Here is a 21,905-nt window from a genome sequence, read left to right on the forward strand (position 1 = left end):
TCAATGACGTCGTGGAGTCATCGTGAAGTTTGAGCCGATTGCGATAGTCGGCCAGGGCTGCGTCCTGCCCGGTGGCCTGAGTCCCGACGAGTTGTGGACGACAGTGCTCGAGGGACGTGATGTGCTCGGCCCACCGCAGCCCGACTATTGGCGCATTGCGGTGCCGAAGGTCGTACAAGACGGGAAGAACGGTTCTACCCTCGATCACGCCTGGTCTGCCCGCGGCGGATATGTACGAGGCTTCGACGAGATATTCGATGCTCACGGACTCCTCGTCGGGCCGGACTCGTTCAACGGGCTCGATCCGCTATTCCTGTGGGTCGTCGAGGCCGGCCGACAAGCTCTTGAAAGCGCCGGTTGGCGCATTGGGGGAGCGCCGGGCGGCACCGGGGTGATCCTTGGCAACCTGACTTTCCCGACGAGGACGCTGGTCGATCTAGCCGAAAACTACTGGCGCGGAAGCGAATACAAGATTGACTGGCGCAATCGTTTTATGTCCGCGCAACCAGCCCATCTTCTTGCCAGCGCACTTGGCTTGACTGGCGATGCGACAGCTATCGAGGCCGGATGCGCTTCCTCCTTGTATGCAATCAAGCTGGCATGCGATCGCCTCCACGACCGCACCGCGGACGTCATGCTTGCGGGGGGCGTCAACGGCGCCAGCGACCTTTTGATCCACGTATTCTTCACCGCACTACACGCGCTGAGTCGTTCGGGGCAATCACGGCCCTTCGACAGCAGTGGCGATGGAGTTGTCCCTGCCGAAGGAGCGGCCATTCTGGCGCTCAGGAGGCTAGAAGACGCGGTGGCCGAGGGTAACCGCATACTTGGCGTGATTCGCGGAATAGGCCTTAGCAACGACGGTCGTGGCCGCGGTCTGCTGGTGCCCTTTCAGAAAGGTCAAGAGCGGGCGATGCGGCTCGCTTATGCAATGGCCCAGCTTGAACCGCAGGATATCTCGTTCATAGAGTGCCATGCCACGGGTACCCCTCGTGGTGATCTCACGGAACTGACGAGCATGTCGAGCATCTTCGCCGGCACGACGGATATCCCCATCGGGTCACTCAAATCGAATCTGGGACATACCATCACGGCAAGCGGTGCCGCGGGTATCATCAAAGTACTCGCGGCAATGCGTGCCGGTATCCGCCCGCCGACGCTGCATGTCACGGATCCGCTGCCGTTTATTGCCGATTCCCCGTTCCGTGTGCTCACCCAGGCCGAGTCTTGGGCATGTGATGGACCGCGCCGTGCCGCGATCAGCAACTTCGGTTTCGGTGGCAACAACGCCCACCTCCTCCTCGAAGAATGGGTCGAGCCCGCCGACACGGGCAACATCCTTTCAGGCTCGCCGATCACCCGCCCTCAAATCGATGATGACATCGCGATCGTGGGGCTCAGCCTGCTAGTAGGTGATGGGCACAACACTGCGTCGGTCGCTGAACATCTGAAGTCTGGTCGGTCGATCGTTACCGACGACAGTGGCATGCTCCGCGCGCGGATGGCCGAAATCCATCTCGACCTTAGGCAAGCGAGTTTCCCCCCGTGCGATCTCAATCAGGCCCAGCCACAACAACTTGCTCTGCTCAGCGCCGCCCTCGATATCGACGAGCTGATCAGAGAGCTACCTCCGGAACGGACGAGCGTCGTCGTCGGGATGGGTTGCGACACCTCGGCGACACGATCCGAGATGCGAGTGCGGTTGGCTGCCGAGATCGACGACCCCAAGCAGTTGGCACTCGCCCGCGACAACGTGGCACCACCTGGTACCGCTGCCAGTGTGGTCGGTGCGATACCTAACATTGTGGCCAACCGCCTGAACAGCCAGTTCGACCTAGCTGGACCGAGTTTCACGGTATACAGGGAAGAACTGTCCGGCATCACGGCTCTCAAGATGGCCGCACGTTCATTGCAACGGGGTGAAGTCGACGCCGCGGTTGTCGGTGCGGTGGATCTCAGCTGCGAACCGATACATGAAGAGGCCGCACGTGTGCTGCTCGGGACGGACCAGCAGATACCGGGCGATGCGGCCGTCGTGATGGTGGTCAAACGCGCCGCAGACGCACGTCGCGACGGCGATTGCATCCTTGCCACCCTCCCGACAGACCATGAACCACACGGCGATTGTGTCCACTTGGGCACCGCGCCTGGCGCATCGAACCTTTCGCCGCTACTTGGGCATTCCCATGCAGCGTCGGGATTGCTTCACGTCGCGGCGGGGGTGCTATACGGGCTCCTGAACGTTCGGCCGGATGGCGCGCCGTGGACATCTCAACAGCAGATGGTTGTCGTCGCGCTCCGCGCGCTTGGTGGCCAGAACGAACAAGTCGTAATTGTGCCACCACCTGCCGACCGTCGGGAGATCGATGCTCGCGCTGGCCTATTCGCCCCGCCCCGATCCCGAGCCGGGACACCCTCCTGGCAGCAGTTCCTCGCCCACCTGCCCAATGTTCAATTGCCCGCGCCCACCCAGCAATTGGAGGAGCCGATGACAACATGCCTCCCAGTCCCGCCGCCCCTGCCCAAAGCCCAAGAGGCAGAGCGACGGGTGCCGCTGGGCGCGGCGCTGATCGCTATGACCCCGGTCGACTCCCTGACGGTAGTGTCCGGGGATGATGCGCGCTCGCATAATGTGACTGACTCGCCGGAGGCTCTGCCGCCGTTCCAGAAGGCATTGGCCAAGAACAGAACTGACGAGGAAACGGCTGTAGGGGCGGGGAAGCCGATCCAGCCATGCCGGGCCGCCGCGAACGACCTGCCAGAACCGACGGTCAAGCGCGCGCCGGTAGGTCTGACACTCGACAATAACGGCCTGCTGGTCCACTCATCGGGCAGAATCTCCGACATCTTCGGCCCAAGGTTCAAGGTCCAAGACGACTACCATCGACAGGTCCGGATGCCGGCGCCTCCAATGCTGCTCGCGGATCGCGTGTTAGGCATTGATGCGGAGCCCGGCAAGCTGGATACCGGAGTCTTGTGGACCGAAACCGACGTTACCGCCGACGGATGGTGGCTCCATCAGGGTCGGATGCCAGCTGGAATCATGATCGAAAGCGGCCAAGCCGATCTCATGCTCATCTCCTGGATGGGCATAGATTCTGCCAATAAAGGTGATCGGGTGTATCGCCTGCTGGGCTTCGAAGTGACCTTCCTCGGTGGTTTACCAGAGATCGGCGACACTCTCCGATTCGACATCCACGTGGACGGCCATGCGCGCCAGGGCGACATTCGGATGTTCTTCTTCCATTACGACTGCACGGTCAATGGAGTCGAGCGGATGCTGTTGCGCAACGGCCAGGCAGGATTCTTCTCCGATGAGGAGTTGGCGGCATCACGCGGGATTCTCTGGCGCCCCGAGGATGAGACGGTCAGTGGCCCCATGGATTCGACGCCTTCGCGAACGTCGCGCACCTCGTTGGATCGCGCCGATCTGGAGGCGTTGGCCGCCGGCAAGGTCTGGCAGACATTCGGACACGGCTTCGAGCGCGCGGGAAGCCACACCCGCACGCCGTGCATCGCGGGTGGCGACATGCTGTTGCTCGACGCCGTGACCGAGTTGGATTTTAAGGGCGGTCCTTGGGGCCGAGGTTATCTGCGGGCCGTCTCGCAGGTGACTCCCGACGACTGGTATTTCACGGGTCATTTCAAGAACGACCCATGCATGCCCGGCACGCTGATGTACGAGGCGACGCTACAGGCAATGGCCATATACATGACGGCTCTGGGAATGACCATAGAGTTCGATGGCTGGCGCTTTGAACCCGTGCCTTACGAGACCTATAAAATGCGGTGCCGCGGCCAGGTCACGCCGCAGTCCCGAGAGTTGGTCTACGAAGTGTTCGTGCGGGAGCTTATCGCCGGACCAGAGCCCACCCTGTTCGCCGATCTACTATGCACCGTCGACGGACTGCCGGCCTTCCATTGCCGTCGGATGGGGGTCAAACTCTCACCAGGGTGGCTGATGGACCTCGGCGTCAAAGAGCTTGAGGGACATAGCGAAACCTCTACCGTCGCCGAAGTGGACGGCTTCCGGTTTGACTACCGGGCACTACTTTCCAGCGCCATTGGCAGGCAATCCGAGGCTTTCGGCCCTCTCTACCAGCAGTTCGACACACACCGAAGGATGCCGAGACTGCCCGGGCCGCCTTACCACTTCGTGTCGCGAGTAACCGAGTTGGTCGGCGACATTGGCGTTGTGCAGTCCGGCGCCGAAATGGTCGTCGAGTACGACGTGCCCAGCGACGCCTGGTTTTTCGGCGCAAACGGGACGGCAACGATGCCGAACGCGGTCCTTATGGAGGTCGCGCTACAACCGTGCGGATTTCTTGCCAACTACATCGGCTGTCCACTGTCCTACGGTGAGGACGTCTACTTTCGCAACCTCGATGGAACAGGGCAGCAGCACCGGCTGATCACACCTTCGACCGGGACGTTGCGGACTAGGGTCAGAACGAAGAATGTCGCCAAAGCGGCCGGAGTCACCATCGTAAGCTTCAGCGGCGAGATCCACGCCGAAAATGAACTCGTCTACACATTCGAGACCGTCTTCGGGTACTTCGGCCGCGAAGCGCTACAGCGGCAGGTCGGGCTGCCGGTTACCGACGAGCAGCGCCGCCTGCTGGAGATGCCGTGCGACGGTCAGGTCGTCGACTTGCGCAACGGTCCGCTGGAATTCTTTGGTCCAGGAGCACGGCTGGCCGAGTCGGAGCTGCTAATGATCGACCGGGTGACGGGCCGTTGGCCAACCGCTGGCACCGCCGGACTCGGCCGGTGGCGTGCCGTCAAGGACATCGACCCGGCGGCATGGTTTTTCAAGGCGCACTTCTACCAAGATCCGGTCCAGCCTGGATCGTTGGGCATCGAAATGTTGCTCCAACTCTTGCAGTTCGCGATGCTCGACCTCGGGCTTGGCAAGGAAGCCGGACCGTTAGCGCGTTTTGAGCCAGTGGCCCTGCGTGAAGCGATCACGTGGAAGTATCGCGGTCAGGTTGTGCCCACTAACAAGCAGATCACCTCGGAGTTGGAGATCACCGGGATCGCGCACGACAACGACGGCATTCTGGCAGTTGCCGATGCCTTTTTGTGGGTTGACGGAAAGCGGATTTACAGCGTGAGCAACCTCGCCATGCGCATCACGGGTGGTGCACATGATTGCCAATCCCGGCTTGACGTCGGCCGGTCCGCCACCGCCTACGAGACCGCCGCCGAGACTGCCACGATAACGATCGAAAAGACCATCGATCCCGCCCGGGACACATGGATCACCGACCACTGCCCGACGTTTGTAATCCCCTGTCTGCCAATGATGTCGGTGGTAGACCTATTCGCACAGGCAGGAAGCCAGGCGAGTGGCGCGGCCAATGTAGTCGAGATCGCCGACCTGGAGCTGCTTCGTTGGATCACGGTCGACTCGCCAAAGCGGCTGCGGGTGATAGTCGATCCGGTCGAGAGGGGAAGCTTCAAAGCCCGCTTGGAGGTATGGCGAGATGCGCCGCGAGCAGTGCTGTCGCGCTGGGAGACTCACGCCTACGCCACTATCGTGACGGCAGACCGTTACACAGGTGCACCGACACCACCGGACTCGCTCGACGGCTCGACAGCTTTCGCCAGCCCGTACGACGGCACGGTCTTCCATGGGCCGGCGTTCGCATGCCTGATGGACGGGGCTCGGATAGGCCGCAACGGCTCATCCGGGGCACTCGCGATCGATCGTTGCAAAGTTCCTGTGGGGCAGGTACAGCCGGGGCTTCTCGACGGCGCGCTGCACATCGTTCCCCATACCGCGATGAGTGTCTGGGCCACCGACCACGCGGATGTCGAGTCCTATCAGAAGGTCAAGGATCCGGATGCAGCGTTTCCGCGCCGTGTGCTTTGGGCGCGCTTCTACAGTGATGTTCCCGTCTCGGGGACGGTAGATGTGGAAGCCCGATTCGTCGGATTTGACGACGCTGACTGCCGCATGCCGGTGATAGATCTGTGGCTCAGCGTCGCGGGCACTGCCTGGGCGCAAATCCGCCTCGCCGAAATCTTGCTGCCCTTGGGCTCTCTGGCCGGGCGCAGTGGCCCCGAGCTACGTGCATTTCTTGGTGAGCGGCGCGCGGTGCCCAGGATGTCATTGAGCGAACGGTCGGCGCACGGAGTGGTCACGCTCGATTCTGCCGGTTTGGCGACGCTGGGCTGGTTCAAAGACACCCTAAACGCGGTGTATCACACTGACAGTCAGAAGGATTCGCTGATCGCTGATATCGCGATCAAGGAAGCAGTTGCGGATGCCGCCCATAACGTCATCCACCCGTCACAGGTTCAGATCGTCGATGGGCAGGTGAGCTGTCCTACCCTGCCATTGGAACAAATTTGTGTCGAAGTGGAGCAACCACGGCAGGGCGGGTGCCGTGCGAGCGCGTCGTTGCAGACTGACTGGGAACCTGTGCTCAGCTGGTCGAACGACACGCTGGGCACGCAGCAGGGCGATTTCGCCGATCTTCTCCATTGGGCCCTGCTGTTGCGCTACGTCCGACACGTGATCGTCACAGATCCGGCTGCGATGTCAGCAATCCGTGGTCGGCCCGTATTGCTGTTGGGCAACCACCAGGTGCAGATCGAGTCGGTCTTGGGCACGGCGATAGCCTCATGGGTGACCGGTACCAAGGTGGTGACGGTTGCGCATGCCAAGCATGAAACCGGTTGGATCGGAGAGCTGTTGCGGCTCGTTCACGCCGTCACGGGCACAGAATTAAGGACCGTCCGGTACTTCGACCAGCGACAACCACGGCAATTCTTCGATGTGGTGGAGGAAATCAAAAGCGACGCTGTCAGCCACGCGGTTTCAACGATGGTGCATGCCGACGGAACCCGATATGTGCGCTCCGGTCAGCGCGTCGAGAGAGTGACCTCCACTCTCTTGGACACCGCGATCGACGTGTCCATGCCGATCGTTCCGGTGTACTTCGCGGGGGGCCTGCCTGAGCAACCGGTGGGTCACAAACTTGAGGTGCCCTATCGCCATGCCGCGCAGGACTACATTTTCGGTCGACCGATCCTGCCCGACGAGTTGCGCGCGTTGCCATACGCTCACCGTCGAAGCCGTGTCCTCGAGGCTATCAACGACCTTGCCCCGTTCAGTGATGCGCCGAATGAGCCAAATTACCCTGCAGAAAGCCGGATCGCGATGGCCGCCGGGGGCGCATCCCCACTTGAGTCGATATGGGTTTATATCAACGATGCATTGGACGGCCTTCCGGTGGATTGGCGAACCACCCTCAGCGAAGGTAATTGGCCGGGAACGTGCCCAACCCAGGGTCACTTTGCATCCGCACGGCCGTAGGCTCACAACGCCTCGGCTCATGGCGTTTTCAGATAGCGATTGCGCGATGTGCTACAGGGACAGCGGGCGTGGAATGTAGCGAAAAGCAGTCGTAGGCACGGGTACACCGCAACTGCGGGCCTGCTGGGCGCGGCTGATTCGGGCGGCACCTTCAAGCAGATTAAGCGCTACTTGGACGGCCTCACGGTGCTCAGACTGCTCCAGATAGCTACCGGCGACCCAGCTGTTGAAGGCTCCCATGGATGGACCGCACCAGATTTGGTAGTCCAGAACGCGACCGGGTTCGCCGTTGATGGCCCACCGACTGGATCGCCCTAGGTACCAACGAAACACCAACGCCATCTGATACTTCGGGTCTCGGGCCGCCAGTTCGAGAACCGACGGGTCGCGCTGTTCCCAGTACCGTTGTGTCTCCGCCCAGACCTCGTCTACGGTGCTGCCGAGAATCTTTTCCAGCTCCGCGCGGTGTTTATCCGTCAGCGCGGACAGGCTCGGATAGCCAGCATACCATTCGTAGAGCTTCCTCGCACGCGGGCCGAACATCGTGCCACGCTTGAGAACCTGCAGGTTGACGCCCATCTCGAACATGTCGGAAGCTGGGGCCATCATCACGTCTGCCACTCCGGCCTTGGTGAGCATCTGGCGAGCCTCTGCAGAAAGGCCTGACTCCAAGCACGATTGGTTGACCGAGCCGGTTAACACGTACGCAGCTCCCATCGCGAACGCGCTGGCCACCGCCTGCGGTGTACCGAGACCTCCGGCCGCGCCTACACGCACCCGGCGGCTCAGGCCGTGCTGTTGTTCGAGCACGTCTCGCAGCAGTGCGATTTCTGAGAAAAGTGCCGGCAGGGGACGGTTATCTGTGTGTCCGCCGCTGTCGGCCTCGACGGTGATGTCCTCGGCCACGGGCACGTATCGGGAAAGCTCGGCTTCACGCGCGGTCAGCTTGCCGGCCGCTTCGAGCGCCGAAACCATCTCCGCCGGAGCGGGCTTCATGAACAGACTGGCGACTTCGGGGCGGGATACCTTCGCCATCACTTGGTTCTTGCGGATGATGTTGCCAGCCGGATCGGTCGACAGACCTGAAAGGGCGTAGTGGACGACCGCGGGCGTGAGCCTCATGAACGCAGATGCCTCGACGACAGGGACGCCCCGCGTGATGAACAACTCAGCAACACGCGCCTCGAGTGCCACCTCGTTTGGTGAGTGGATCAGGTTTGCGCCCCAGGCAAGTCCGGCCCGTCCGGCCAGTCTGGTTTGGATGGCGTCCAGTCCTCGCTCCACATCGGAATACGAAAGGCCTCCTGCGCCGAAGAAGCCGAGCATGCCGGCCTCTGCCATTGCGACAACAAGTGTTGGTGTTGCAATGCCATTCGCCATGGCCCCGGTGACATAGGGAAAGCGAAGCCCGTGCGTATCGCAAAAATCACGGTCGCCCAACCACTCTGGATAAATCGGCGGAAGCGTCCCCACCAGGGACACATCGGACGAACCGCCGCCCACGAACTCACCGCCCATGGCGAGGCCCAGCTGCCCCGTAGCTTCCTCGCGGACGACGTGCAGCGGATGACGCACGTACTGCAGGAGGTGTGCGATGTCATCTGGGGCGAACGCGGCTGGCGCTGCACCTGAGCTCCAACCCCGGAAAACCGGGTCGACGTCTGCCTGAGGGCTAGATCCTGATGCGGCGGTACGCGGTTGATTCATCGCTGTTTCCCGTCAAACCATCGGTCGAGTAGGTACGGCTTCACGCGGCGCGGAGGCGAGCAGTTATGGGTCAGAAATAGTCACCAAGCCGAGGCATTCAAGCCGATTATTGATGCCGAAAGAATCGGACATGGGCATACACATCCCAACATTGGCAATCACCATCGATCAACCTCCATATGGTATGAACCGCTTGAATGTCGGTCAATGACCCTGCGTCTCAAATCTCTTAACTTCGTGTTTCACTCTCGGTCAATGGCAAACATTTTCAGTCAATTCCGTATTTGGATCATACAAAGTCTTGACAACAAAAATCTAGTGCGTCACTGTTTCATCATGCCTGAACGAGTTGCCGGAAAGTGCCACCTCGCCTTTATTGCGGAGGGCGCGCCGGCGGACTCCGCGCGACTCGCCAGTCGTGTCGAAGAAGGGCTGCGGAACGCGGGAGGGGGGCTTCCCCGGAGTCAACTCATCGACCAACGTCAGCCCTGGCCGCAGCCGTACGCGGGGTGCGCGGGTGACGGTTCCGCAACGCCAACGCCAGGTTGTCGGGTCCTGATTACGCGGCCTTCGTGCGAACCGCGGATTATTGAAATCATGCGGTGTAGCTCATGAATAATTCGTGCCAGGGCTAGGAAGGTGGCGTTAATCAGCCTTCGTCGGCCAGGCTGCATGTCCAGCACATCGAGGAAAGGACACACTATGGATAATGGATACGATAGCAAAAGCCTACTGAAGATCATTGAGAAATGCCCTGTGCATTTCGATGATCTGGACGCGTTTGGGATGCTCTACGCCGGACGCTACTATCCGCTCGTCGAACGCGGAATTATCAGGGGTATTACGAAGATGGGATTTCCGATTGGCCACGAAGACATGAACGTCGTCATTCGGGAAATGAAGTTGACTTTCGGTGCACCTATTCGCCGCGTGGGGGAGGTCGAGTTGGAGTTCTGGTTGGCTCGAGTCAGCCGCAGCACTGCCACTCACGAATTCGTGGTGCGCAGCGAAGATGGCGAGCACGTACGTGGGTACCGCACAGCCACCAAAGTCAACCTGGCAACCCAGCGGTCGGCGCCGTGGGGTGATGGAATCCTTGCCGCCTTCGGGGTAAAGCAACTCGCGGCTGCGGTGTAAACGTCGGGAGTAGTCCGTCGACGGTGTTGCGTCACTGCAGTGTCCAGCTAGCGCCTGCCGTCGACGAGCGACTCCAACCAGCTTTGCGCGCGCCGATAAGAACTCAGTTCGGTAGAGCGCAAACGCATTCGATGACAAGCGGTCGGCGGCGGAAGGAGTCCGATAGTGTTCGAATTGTTTAAGAGGCTCTGGATCCCGCTGACCCTTGTCGTCGTCCTGGTGGTGGGCGGGTACGCGGTTGTCCGTATTCGAGACACGTTCATCGCCAACGCCGAAGTGACCAGCGGCGAGCAACTCGCAGATAATTCCAAGCCGTTCAACCCCAAGCGCATCACCTACGAGATTTCGGCAGCATCCGGCGCCAGCGCGAAGATCGACTATCTCGACGAAGACGGCCAACCGCATTTCCTCGAGGCGGCGTCGTTACCGTGGTCGCACACCATCGTGACGACATTGCCCTCGATGTCGGCCAACGTTGTGGCGCAAGGCAGCAGTGACGTGGGTACGTTGCGATGCCGGGTACTCGTCGATGGCCAGGTGCGTGACGACCGGCGCAGCGACTCATACGCACCCTTCGTTTATTGCCTGGTGAAATCCACATGAGTACAAGACATTCGACGTCAGGTCGGTTAGACATTCCTCGTCTCTTACGTGCATTTTCGATACCGGTGATCCTGTTTTGGGTACTCACCGTCGGTGCTCTGGCTTCGGCCTCTCCGAAGTTGGAAGAAGTGGCGACGCAGCACGCGGTGTCGACGATGCCCAAGGACAGTCCAGCGTTTCAAGCAATGATGCGTATCGGCAAGGTGTTCCATGAGTTCAGTTCGGACTCGTCGGCCATGGTCGTATTGGAAGGGCAAGACCGACTCGGCGACAGCGCACACGAGTTCTACAACGGCATCGTCAGCCAGCTGCGAGCCGACACCGCGCACGTCGAACACGTTCAGGATTTCTGGGGTGACCCGTTAACCGCGGCCAGCACTCAAAGTGGTGACGGCAAGGCCGCATATGTGCAGGTTTTTCTCGTCGGCAATCAGGGCACCGCGGCCAGCAACGAGTCGGTAGCGGAAGTACGGCGGCTTGTTGATCAAATCCCCGCGCCACCGGGGGTCAAGGCCTACGTGGCTGGCAACACCGTCCTCGTCGGCGACACTGTGAAGGTTGCCCACAAAAGCTTTGCAATGACGGCCGTGGTTTCCCTCGGCGTCATCTTCGTAATGCTGCTGGTGGTGTACCGCTCGGTGCTGACGACCATCCTTTCACTCGTCGTAGTCGTCATCGAAATGTCCGCCGCGCAATCGGTTGCCGCTTTCTTGGGCAATCTCGAGCTCATCGGGCTTACTCCGAACGCCAACAGCACGATCACAGCGCTTAGCATCGCCGCGGGGACGGATTACCTGATTTTCTTGTTGGGGCGCTACCACGAGGCCCGGGCGGCCGGCGAAGATCGCGAAACCGCCTTCAGCACCGCCTATCACGGGGTCTCCCATGTCATCTTGGCTTCCGGCCTGACCGTCGCGGGTGCTTGCTCGTGTTTGGCGTTCACCCGTCTGCCGTATTTCCAGACCATGGGCATGCCTTGTGCTGTCGCGATGTTAGTGGTCGTGTTGGCGGCCCTGACCCTGGCACCAGCGGTACTGGCACTTGCCTCGCGCTTTGGTGCCTTCGACCCCAAACGGGAGCTGTCGACGCGAAATTGGCGCAAAATCGGCACGGCAGTGGTGCGCTGGCCCAAACCGATCATCGCCGTGACGGCAGTGATCGCCGTCATGGGTTTCGTCAGCCTGTTGACATACGTGCCCAGCTACAACGATCAGAAGTTCACCCCGCCGGATATGCCCGCAAACGTTGCCTACGCGGCCGTAGAGCGGCATTTCTCCCCGGCGCGCATGAATCCCGAAATTCTGATGGTCGAGGCCGACCACGATCTGCGCGACCCCGCGGGCATGCTGGTCATCGATAGGATCGCCAAAAGAATCTTTCATGAGCGCGGGGTCGCGCGAGTACAGACCATCACCAGGCCGCTGGGTGCGCCGCTTGAGCACAGCTCGATTCCGTTCCAGATCTCCCTGCGAAACGCCGGCACACTGCAAACAGCGAAGTTCTTGAACGACAACGCCGCTGAGATGCTGCAGATGGCAGATGAGATGGGTAAGACCATCGCCATCATGGAACACACCTACGCCATCATGAAGGAGATGACCGACACGACGCACTCGATGGCCGACAGAACACATGAGGTGGTCGGTACCGCGAACGAGTTGCGTGACCATATTGCAGATTTCGACGACTTTTTCAGGCCCCTTCGCAGCTACTTCTACTGGGAAAATCACTGCGCCGACATTCCGGTCTGTTGGTCGATGCGCTCAGTCTTCGATGGCTTGGACTCGGTTGACAAGATGTCGGCAGAGCTGGAGGGCCTCAGCGGTGACATCGACCACCTGGATCGACTCATGCCAAGCTTGCTGGCGGACTTCGAAGCGACGATCGCCTCACTGAAGCGCTCGCGTGCCCTGACGCTGTCTACGCAAACCAGGATGGCGGGTATCCAGGCTCTTGTCGAAGAGGCGGCCGAAGGCGCCACCCAGATGGGTCGCGACTTCGACCAAGCCAAGAACGACGACTCGTTCTACCTGCCGCAGGAGGTCTTCGACAACCCTGACTTCCAACGGGTACTGAAATTGTTTGTCTCGCCCGATGGGAAAGCCGTACGTTTCGTCATCACCCACGACGGCGATCCCGCATCGGTCGAAGGGGTCCGGCACATCGCCGGTATCAAATACGCGGTGGAAGATGCCATCAAAGGCACCCCCTTGGCGAACGCGAGAATATCTTTGACCGGCGCCGCGTCGATGTATGCCGACATTCAGCGTGGCGTCGGCATTGACGTGTTGGTTGCCGGCATCTCAGCGCTGATTCTGATCTTCGCGATCATGTTGCTCGTCACGCGGAGCGTCGTCGCCGCGCTTGTCATTGTCGGCACAGTTGCCGCATCGTTAGGCACGGCATGCGGCTTGTCGGTCCTTGTCTGGCAAGACCTTTTGGGGTGCGGCGTGCAGTGGCTCGTGCTGCCGCTGGCGGTGATAATCCTGCTAGCCGTGGGCTCGGACTACAACTTGTTAGTAGTGTCCCGGCTGAAAGAGGGAATTCACGCCGGTCTCAATACTGCGATCATCCGTGGCATGGGAGCGACTGGCCGGGTGGTGACCGCTGCCGGTCTGGTATTCGCCTTCACCATGATGGCAATGCTGGTCAGCGATTTGGTGGTAGTCGGACAAATTGGCACCACAATCGGGCTGGGCCTGCTGGTCGACACGCTGATCGTTCGATCCTTCATGCTGCCCGCGATCGCAGCGGCATTGGGACGCTGGTTCTGGTGGCCATTGAATACCGTGCGTCCCAGGCCTTTCCGGGCGCACAGCACCACAACCCCAACGCCGCCTCCACCCATAGGGAGCCCGAACGGCAACGGCAACGGCCACGGGCATTCAATCGGTGCCGTGACCACCGAGGGTGCGTTCGCCGACGATACCGATCGTCTGCTGGTACGAAATTAGTCGGTATGACCAGGCTGTGGCGTTTACGGGCAGGCGTACCAGCCTAAGTTCCCTTAGGCGCCAACCGGTTTGAGGCCAATGCGCTGCTGCGATCGTTGGCACCATTTGCCGCCTGTCCCGGTTGTAGCCGTTGAAACCTGACTTGGCTCACGTTTGACGGTGGACGGCATTCGTAGCGTGCTGACCAGCTCCTTTTGGGGCGCTGCGGTGGGAATTTGCGCACTAATTGGGGGCCGTAGTCTGCGCTGGTGGCTTATATCCGCACGGTGAAGACGGCCTCGGGCGCCCTTGCCGTGCAGATCGTGTGGTCATCACGACGGGGTTCGCGCCAGATCGAGCACATCGGTTCGGCTCATGACGAAGGCGCACTGGCGGCGTTGAAAGCCGCGGCTGCCGAGCGGCTAGCCGCGGGGCAGGCCGTCCTTGATCTCGGTGTGGCGGCACCACCGGGAGCCGAACCTTTACCGATCACCTCCTCGCAGATGCGCCACCTCTGGGAGGCATTGTGCGCGGCGTATCGGATTCTAGGTTTCGAGTCAGCGACCCAGCGCGACAAAGTGTTTCGCGATCTGGTGTTGGCCCGGATCATCGAACCGACCAGCAAGATCGACGCCGAACGGGTGCTGACCGAAGTCGGGGTCAGCGCCGCCTCCTACGCCACGGTCAAACGCCGACTCCGCGGCTACGCCCAGTCCGGTTGGCGCCAATCGCTGGCGGCGGCATGTGCAGCCCACGCGGGCTGGGACCGGCCAGCCTGGTGCTCTTCGACGTCTCCACCCTGTACTTCGAAACAGACGCCGGCGACGGGTTCCGCGAACCCGGATTCTCCAAAGAACGCAGGCTAGAGCCCCAGATCACCCTCGGATTGCTCACGGACGCCACCGGCTTCCCGCTGACCGTGGCCGCCTTCGAAGGCAACCGCGCCGAGACAGCCACCATGTTGCCGGTCATCAACGCCTTCAAGACCGCCCATCAGCTCAGTGACGTCACCGTGGTCGCCGATGCCGGCATGATTTCAGAAGCCAACCAGGTCGCGCTGCAGGCTGCCGGGCTGTCGTTCGTCCTGGGCACCCGCATCCCCTACCTGCCCGACGTGGTCCGCCGATGGCGCGAAGCACACCCCCAGGAGGCGATCCCGGACGGGTTGATCCTGACCCAGCCCTGGCCCTCAACAAGTTCGGAGAAGGCCCGCGGTATCCCCGACCGGGTCATCCACTACCAGTTCCGCCATGACCGGGCCCGGCGCACGCTACGTGGCATCGACGAACAAGTCGCCAAAGCCGAACGCGCCGTCGAAGGCAAAGCGCCCGTCAAACGCAACCGCTACATCCACCTCGCCGGAGCCACCAAGACCGTCGACCGCGCACTAGAAACCAAAACCCGCGCGCTGGCCGGCTGGAAGGGCTACACCACCAACCTCACCACCCAGACCGCCACCTTCGTCATCGATGCCTACCACCAGCTGTGGCACATCGAGAAAGCCTTCCGAATGTCCAAGCACGACCTGCAAGCCCGCCCTATCTACCACCACCTGCGCGAATCCATCGAGGCGCACCTGAGCATCGTGGTCACCGCCTTGGCCGTCAGCCATTACATCGAGCACCAAACCGGTTGGAGCATCAAGAAATTCGTCCGCACCGCACGCCGCTACCGCACCATCAAAATCCAAGCCGGCAACCAAACCCTTACCGCAGCTGACCCACTACCCGACGACCTACGCGAAGCACTGCTCACGATCCACGCCGACAGTGCGCACTAATTTGAGCCAACTCGGGACGCCGCCTCCACCCATAGGGAGCCCGAACGGCAACGGCAACGGCCACGGGCATTCAATCGGTGCCGTGACCACCGAGGGTGCGTTCGCCGACGATACCGATCGTCTGCTGGTACGAAATTAGTCGGTATGACCAGGCTGTGGCGTTTACGGGCAGGCGTACCAGCCTAAGTTCCCTTAGGCGCCAACCGGTTTGAGGCCAATGCGCTGCTGCGATCGTTGGCACCATTTGCCGCCTGTCCCGGTTGTAGCCGTTGAAACAGCTAGCACTGAATGTGAGACACCCTGTCCTTGTCGGATGGCGTCTGGGCAACTCAGATGTTCTTAACGCGTTGCCATTACCTCGAGGAGCGAACAAACCATGACGATGCTCGCTTGCGCCGGTCCGCTCAAGTCATGCGAAGCTTGATACGCCGATGGAGCTTATCGCGCCTACCGACGCAATATTCCTGCTGACCGAATCGCGGGAGCATCCCACCCACGTCGGCGGGTTGCAGCTGTTCGAGCGTCCGGACGGTAGCGGACCAGGATTCGTCCGTGAAACTCACGAGGCGCTGACCAAAATGCGCAGCTTCCATCCCACCTTTCGCAAACGGCCCGCCCAGATACTGGGGGCGATAAGCAATCTCGGCTGGATTTACGACGACGAGATCGAGATCGACATCGAATACCACGTTCGACGTTGGGTCCTGCCGTCGCCAGGACGACTCCGCGACCTGTTCGAGCTGACCTCAGTCCTGCACAGCAGCCCGCTCGACCGCCACCGCCCGCTGTGGGAGGCCCACCTTATCGAGGGGCTTAAGGACGGGCGGTTTGCGATGTACACCAAGATCCACCACGCGCTGATCGACGGTGTCTCGATGCGGCACCTGTCGGAGCGGATGATGTCCACGGACCCGCAGGACGTTGAGCTACGAGCGTTCTGGAACCTGCCTAGCCTGCCCCAGTCACCGCGCCGGTCGCGCTGGCGGGCATTCACGGAGATCGTGAAAGCTTCTGCGACACTAGGGCCGTCGGCATCAAGCGTGGCTCGAGCCGCGTTGCGCCAACAGCAGCTGACCCTGCCCTTCGCCGCGCCGCGCACCATGTTCAACGTCCGTATCGGCGGGGCGCGCCGGTACGCGGCGCAGTCCTATTCCCTCGAGCGGGTCAAACGCATCAAGCAGGCCGCCCAGGTGACTCTCAACGATGTCGTGCTGGCCATGTGTGGCGGTGCATTGCGTTACTACCTGGCCGAACAGAATGCGTTGCCGGACACGCCTTTGGTTGCGATGGTCCCGGTGAGCCTGCGCGAAAAGGGGGAGGTAACCGGTGCCGGGAACAAGGTCATCAACGTCTTGTGCACCCTGGCCACCGACATCGACGATGCGGCGAAACGCCTGGCGACCATCAGCGAGTCGGTGAGCCGCAACAGGGACGTCTTCGCCGAACTGCCCCGCCAGCACGCGGTGGCCTTGTCGCTGCTCACCGCACCTTGGGCGGTAGCGGCCCTCCCGGGCTTCGTCTCGTCGGCCCCGCCACCGTTCAACATCGTCATCTCCAACGTGCCCGGCTCGATCGAGCCCATGTATTGGGGCGGCGCCAAGCTGCACAGTGCCTATCCGCTTTCAATCCCGCTCGACGGCCTAGCGCTGAACATCACCGTCAGTAACACCCGCGAGCTTGATTTCGGTTTGGTGGCGTGCCGGCGCAGTGTCCCGCGCCTAGAGCGACTGCTCGAGCACCTGGAGATCTCGCTCACCGACTTGGAACGCGCGGTCGGCGTCGTATCGCCAGATCCGTTCCAACAAAGAAAATTTGCAATTACCTGAACCCGGCAAGGAGTTCTATGGCACGGAAGAAAACGGTCGCCGTTCGACTAGGTCTCGGTGGCCTCGCGGCTATCGTAGCCGCCGCCGGGACGAGATATTGGCATTGGTACACCCGGCCAATCGAGACGCCACCCGGCACCGTTTCCGCGCCGTTGGCTTGGTTGGGTCTCGACAGGATCCCAATTGTCGGTTTAGCGACGCGCCTGAAATGGGTCATTACTGATCCGGTCGAACTCGCCGCGCGTTGCCGGGCTGCGTATGGTGACGTTTTCACCCTGCGGATACCAACATTCAGCGACTTGACGTACGTGACCGGCGGCGAAGACTACGCAAATGCGCTGACATTGCCCACCGATCACGCGTCCATCGGACCGGTTCTGAACCAGGTGCCGACGGTGGGGTACTGGTTTCCCCGCGAACAAGATGACCCTCAGACTTTGCAGCAGCTAATCATGACCGGGCGCCGCATGATGGCGGAGTTGTTGCCCCGCTCGCGCGTGGATTCCATACCGGACCAAGTCGCCGACATCGTCGACAGACAGGCCGCGGATTGGTCGGATGTCGTCGACCTGAGCGACGCCGTGTATCGCATTGTCTACGAAGTGGCCGGAAGATATTTCGTCGGCGACGAAGTTTGGGACCAGTTCGGTTCGCGGTTCACCACGTACTATCGCCGTATTGCTGACGGCATAGATATCGTCCGCGCCGCTCTATCGATCACGCCGTACCACTATTTGATGCCAGAGTACAAGTGCACGCGCAAACTCTATCGCCTAATCCGGGACGAGCTCCCGGCATATCACGGTGCGGAATCGCCGTTGTTGCGCTCCATAGCGGCATCGGCAATTGCAGAGGAACCACTGTCGGTCGCAGACCGCCGTTGGATGTTCATGTATGTCCTGTGGAATGCCACCAATTACCCTGGTACGTACACGTATTGGACTTTGGTCGATCTTCTGGCCCGGCCAGGGTTGGCAGACCGAGTGAGGGCAATCCCGACGAGGGCGGCGCGTCATGAGTTCTTGAGGCGATGCCTGCTCGAAACGGTCCGAATGTATCCCGTTTCGTCTTTGATTCGTTTCCTGGAGAAACCGTATGAGTTCCGACGAGACAATGTGACGTATCACGTCCCGGCTGGACAACTGCTGGGCGTCTTTCCGCCGGCACTCAATCGGGATTCCCGGCACGTGCTTGATGACGCCGACGTCTACGATCCGGATCGCTACCTGCGCAGCCCCGCACCGAGGATCGCGGGATTCGGCCGCGGGCCATTCGGTTGTGTAGCTCAGCATTTCAGCGAGACGGTTACCGCGGCCGTCATCAACGAACTGTTGGAGCGCTACGAGATCGTGCCCCTGGAAAAAGCGCCGCCGCGGCGCGTGCGGGTGCACCAGACATACCCGGCCAAACCGCTTCCGGCGATGCTAATTCCACGCCGTGTGGCCGCTCACGCGCTTCCCGTGGATTGCGCTCAGATCATTTTGTAAGTGGCGGGTCTCGGCCGATAGTCAATCGGCAAGCGCCGAGACTCCGTCGAGTGCATAGCCCACCGCCTCAGCGAAATCCATTGCGGCGCCCCGTTGCCATGCCTCGTCGAAGACTTCAGGCCCCAGGGCCGCACGAGCACCGCGGCGATATTCATCGTGAAATCGAGTCAGATCGGGTAGCACCGCGGGCGGGGCTCCGCTTCGCTTACCCAGCGCATCAGCCGCGCCCATCAACACCGCGGTGCGCCCCGGTTCGGCTTTCGCGCCGGCAATCCAGGCCAGGGTTTCGAGCCCGGCCGCCGCATTGTGCGGATCGTCAATCAGATGCGCCAATTCCAAACACTGCTTCAGGCTTTGTTCGGCGCGTCGGTCGTCGCCCTGGCGCCACCAATTAACTCCGATCGCCCACGAAATATATGAGCGGTACAGCACCTCTCCGGCGGATTCCGCACTGGCAAGTGCCGTTTCCTGCCAAGCGAGAGCAGACTCGATCTCACCGGCGGGTTCGAGTGCCTTGGCCTTCAGCATCGTGGCCACCAATCGCACGATGGGATTCTCGGCGGTGGCGAGAGCAGTTTCCGCTAGCGCAATGGTGCGATCCCAATCGCCGCCAAACAAGGCAATAAAGGCCTCGGAGGTCGCAAGCAGGCTGCGACACTCGGGGTTGTCCATCCGCTCAACCAAGGATCGGAGCTGGTGCGTGCGCGCAACGGCAACCGGTCGTTGGTGTCTCAGTGACGCGATGACCGTGGCCGCATACAGTGCGTGGCATCGATCCGCGGTGGGCTCGGGATGTATTGCGTCCAGAGCACGGTCGAGCCAATTACCTATCTCGCTGAAAAATCCGCGGGCCACCGAGTACTGAAACAACCCCGGGGACATCGCGAGGGCTGTGCGCGGCGAGTCGGTCAGGGCGAATTCCGCGGCTTGTCGCCAGTTGGATGTCTCCCTATCCATACGCTTTATCCAGCTCAGCTGACTAGCGCTGAACCAGTTCGCCGCCACGGCTGCGATCAACCGCTGATACCAATGCAAATGGCGACGACGCAACTGCAGATACTCGCCAGACTCGCTTAGCTTTTCCTGCCCATACTCACGCAATGTCTCCAGTAACCGGAATCGCACCCCACCGTCGGTTTCGGTGCGCACCAGGATCGACTTGTCCGCGAGCGAGGTCAACACGTCGAGGACGTTCTCCGACGCCAAGTCGTCACTACTGCAAATGTCTTCTGCGGCTTCCAAATCGAAGCTGCCGGCAAACACCGACAGCCGCGCCCACAGCCGCTGCTCGGCGGACGTACACAGGTCATAGCTCCAATCGACGCTGCAGGCCAGGGTCTGTTGGCGTGTTGGAGCCGCGCGGCTGCCGCGGGTCAGCAGCGTGAAGCGGTCGGCGAGCCGCTCTAGGATCTGCTCGAGCGACATCGCACGCAACCTCGCTGCCGCCAACTCGATCGCTAACGGCAATCCATCGACCCGGGCGCAGATCCGCGCCACCGCTCTCTTGTTGTCCTCGGTCAGCACGAATTCGGGCACGGCGGCAACGGCGCGTTCGCCGAACAGGCTGATCGCGTCATAGCCGGGTAGCCGACCTAAGGTCGGCTCGGGGTCAGCATCAGGAAGCCCAAGCGGGGCCAACTGGACCACCGCTTCGCTTCCAATGCCCATGCGCTCGCGGCTGGTTGTCAAGATCCGTAACTCAGGACAGCCCCGCAACAACGCCTCGACGAGCTTCACCACCTCGTCGAGCACATGCTCGCAGTTGTCGAGCACCAGCAGGATCCGGCGTGAATTGAGGAAGTTGATCAAAACTTCGCGCAGGGATTTCCCGGACTCATCGCGCAGACCCAAGGCGCCGACCAGAGCATTCGTCACCAGCATGGGATCCCGGAGCTCTCCCAGCTCTACCCACCACACGCCATCGGCGAAATGACCTTGCAGCTCGGTTCCGGCTCGCTGCGCCAACCGAGTCTTGCCGACCCCGCCGATGCCCGCCACTGTGACCAGCCGTGAGCTGGCCAACAACGTTTCGACCTCATCGAGCTCGGCTCGTCGTCCAATGAAACTGGTCAGTTCCACCGGAAGGTTGCCCGGATACCGGGCCGTAGCCACGGTCGTGGGCGAAACGATGGGTCCTACAGCTAGCGGAACCGCATCTTCCCCGAGGCCGTGGCTGGCCTGCAGCCGGCGCAGCTGCTCGCCGAGGACCGCTGTCGACGGCCGCTCTTGTGGATCGCGCGCCATTGCCATTTCGATAACGCGGGCCACGTCGTCGGGAATGCCACCGTCGCGCAAATCCGGCACCGGATCCGTCGTGATGCGCAGGAACTGCGCGACCACCTGTTCCCCGGCTTTACGCTCGTAGGCGGCATGCCCGGTCAAAATGGCGAATAACGTCGCGCCCAACCCGTACACATCGGAAGCCGGAGTGGGTGGATCACCGCCGAGGATCTCCGGCGCCGTAAACGATGGAGACCCGGTAAACGTCCCGTCCGCGGTGGTGAACCCGTCAGCAATGTGAGCGATTCCGAAGTCACAGAGCGCGGGTTGCCCGAAATCCGTGAGCAAAATGTTGGCCGGTTTGACATCGCGATGCAGGATTTCCAAACGATGCGCCGTCTCGAGCGCACCCGCTATCTCCACCCCCACCCGTAACACCTCGGGCAACGGCAACGGGCCGAACCGCTGAACGCGCGCTTGCAGTGACCCCTGTCCGTGATACGGCATCACTAAGTACGGACACCCACTGGCCGTCTCACCGACCTGCAACACAACAACGATGTTCGGATGCCCAGTCAGCCGACCCATTGCCAGCTGTTCGCGCAGAAACCGTTCCCGCTCCTCAGACAACTTTGCAGTCAAGACCTTGACCGCAACAGTGCGATCCAGTGCCTCCTGCCGACAGCGAAAAACGACGCCGAACCCACCCCGGCCGATCTCCTCGGCACCAACGAACCCGGCCGCACTCAATTCCTCCACGAGCGCAGCGTCGATATCCCGTTGCGTCTGGTAGGGAAAGTCCACTTGTCTCCCCGTCTCGGTCAGCAAGGGAGTATAGGCGTGATGCGAAACGATCGGTCAGTTCGCCGTCCATTTTCGGAACTAATT

8 protein-coding genes and 1 pseudogene are annotated in these 21,905 nt (G+C 61.3%); 7 read left to right on the top strand and 2 right to left on the bottom strand.

Annotated features, from left to right (window positions below):
* Positions 1-22 precede the first annotated feature (22 nt).
* Complete coding sequence (locus tag G6N68_RS07075) at positions 23-7,324, top strand: beta-ketoacyl synthase N-terminal-like domain-containing protein (protein ID WP_163709633.1); 7,302 nt, start codon at positions 23-25, stop codon at positions 7,322-7,324.
* Positions 7,325-7,375: 51 nt separating this feature from the next.
* On the opposite strand, the gene G6N68_RS07080 is transcribed toward G6N68_RS07075, so the two are convergent.
* Entirely contained in the window at positions 7,376-8,842 is a 1,467-nt protein-coding gene (locus G6N68_RS07080; protein ID WP_205351261.1) for a PfaD family polyunsaturated fatty acid/polyketide biosynthesis protein, read from the bottom strand.
* Between the two features lie 891 nt (positions 8,843-9,733).
* Here G6N68_RS07080 and G6N68_RS07085 point away from each other — a divergent pair.
* From G6N68_RS07085 to G6N68_RS07110, 6 genes and pseudogenes are all read left to right on the top strand, one after another.
* A complete protein-coding gene (locus tag G6N68_RS07085; RefSeq protein WP_163709639.1) occupies positions 9,734-10,168 on the top strand; it encodes an acyl-CoA thioesterase in 435 nt (144 codons plus the stop codon).
* Positions 10,169-10,333: 165 nt separating this feature from the next.
* Positions 10,334-10,771: an MmpS family transport accessory protein gene (locus G6N68_RS07090; RefSeq protein ID WP_205351263.1), complete on the top strand. Its 438-nt coding sequence runs from the start codon at positions 10,334-10,336 to the stop codon at positions 10,769-10,771.
* Positions 10,768-13,725: an MMPL/RND family transporter gene (locus tag G6N68_RS07095; RefSeq protein WP_163718295.1), complete on the top strand. Its 2,958-nt coding sequence runs from the start codon at positions 10,768-10,770 to the stop codon at positions 13,723-13,725. Before G6N68_RS07090 ends, G6N68_RS07095 begins: the two co-directional genes overlap by 4 nt.
* A gap of 248 nt (positions 13,726-13,973) precedes the next feature.
* Positions 13,974-15,484 (top strand): annotated as a pseudogene (locus G6N68_RS07100) (IS1634 family transposase).
* Positions 15,485-15,915: 431 nt separating this feature from the next.
* Complete coding sequence (locus tag G6N68_RS07105; protein WP_163709641.1) at positions 15,916-17,310, top strand: WS/DGAT/MGAT family O-acyltransferase; 1,395 nt, start codon at positions 15,916-15,918, stop codon at positions 17,308-17,310.
* A gap of 17 nt (positions 17,311-17,327) precedes the next feature.
* Entirely contained in the window at positions 17,328-18,797 is a 1,470-nt protein-coding gene (locus G6N68_RS07110; protein ID WP_163709644.1) for a cytochrome P450, read from the top strand.
* Between the two features lie 21 nt (positions 18,798-18,818).
* Here G6N68_RS07110 and G6N68_RS07115 read toward each other — a convergent pair whose 3' ends face one another.
* Positions 18,819-21,821, bottom strand: coding sequence for a protein kinase domain-containing protein (locus G6N68_RS07115; RefSeq protein WP_163709646.1), 3,003 nt, complete (start codon positions 21,819-21,821; stop codon positions 18,819-18,821).
* Positions 21,822-21,905: the final 84 nt, after the last annotated feature.

This window comes from Mycobacterium bourgelatii, from assembly GCF_010723575.1.
GTDB lineage: Bacteria > Actinomycetota > Actinomycetes > Mycobacteriales > Mycobacteriaceae > Mycobacterium > Mycobacterium bourgelatii.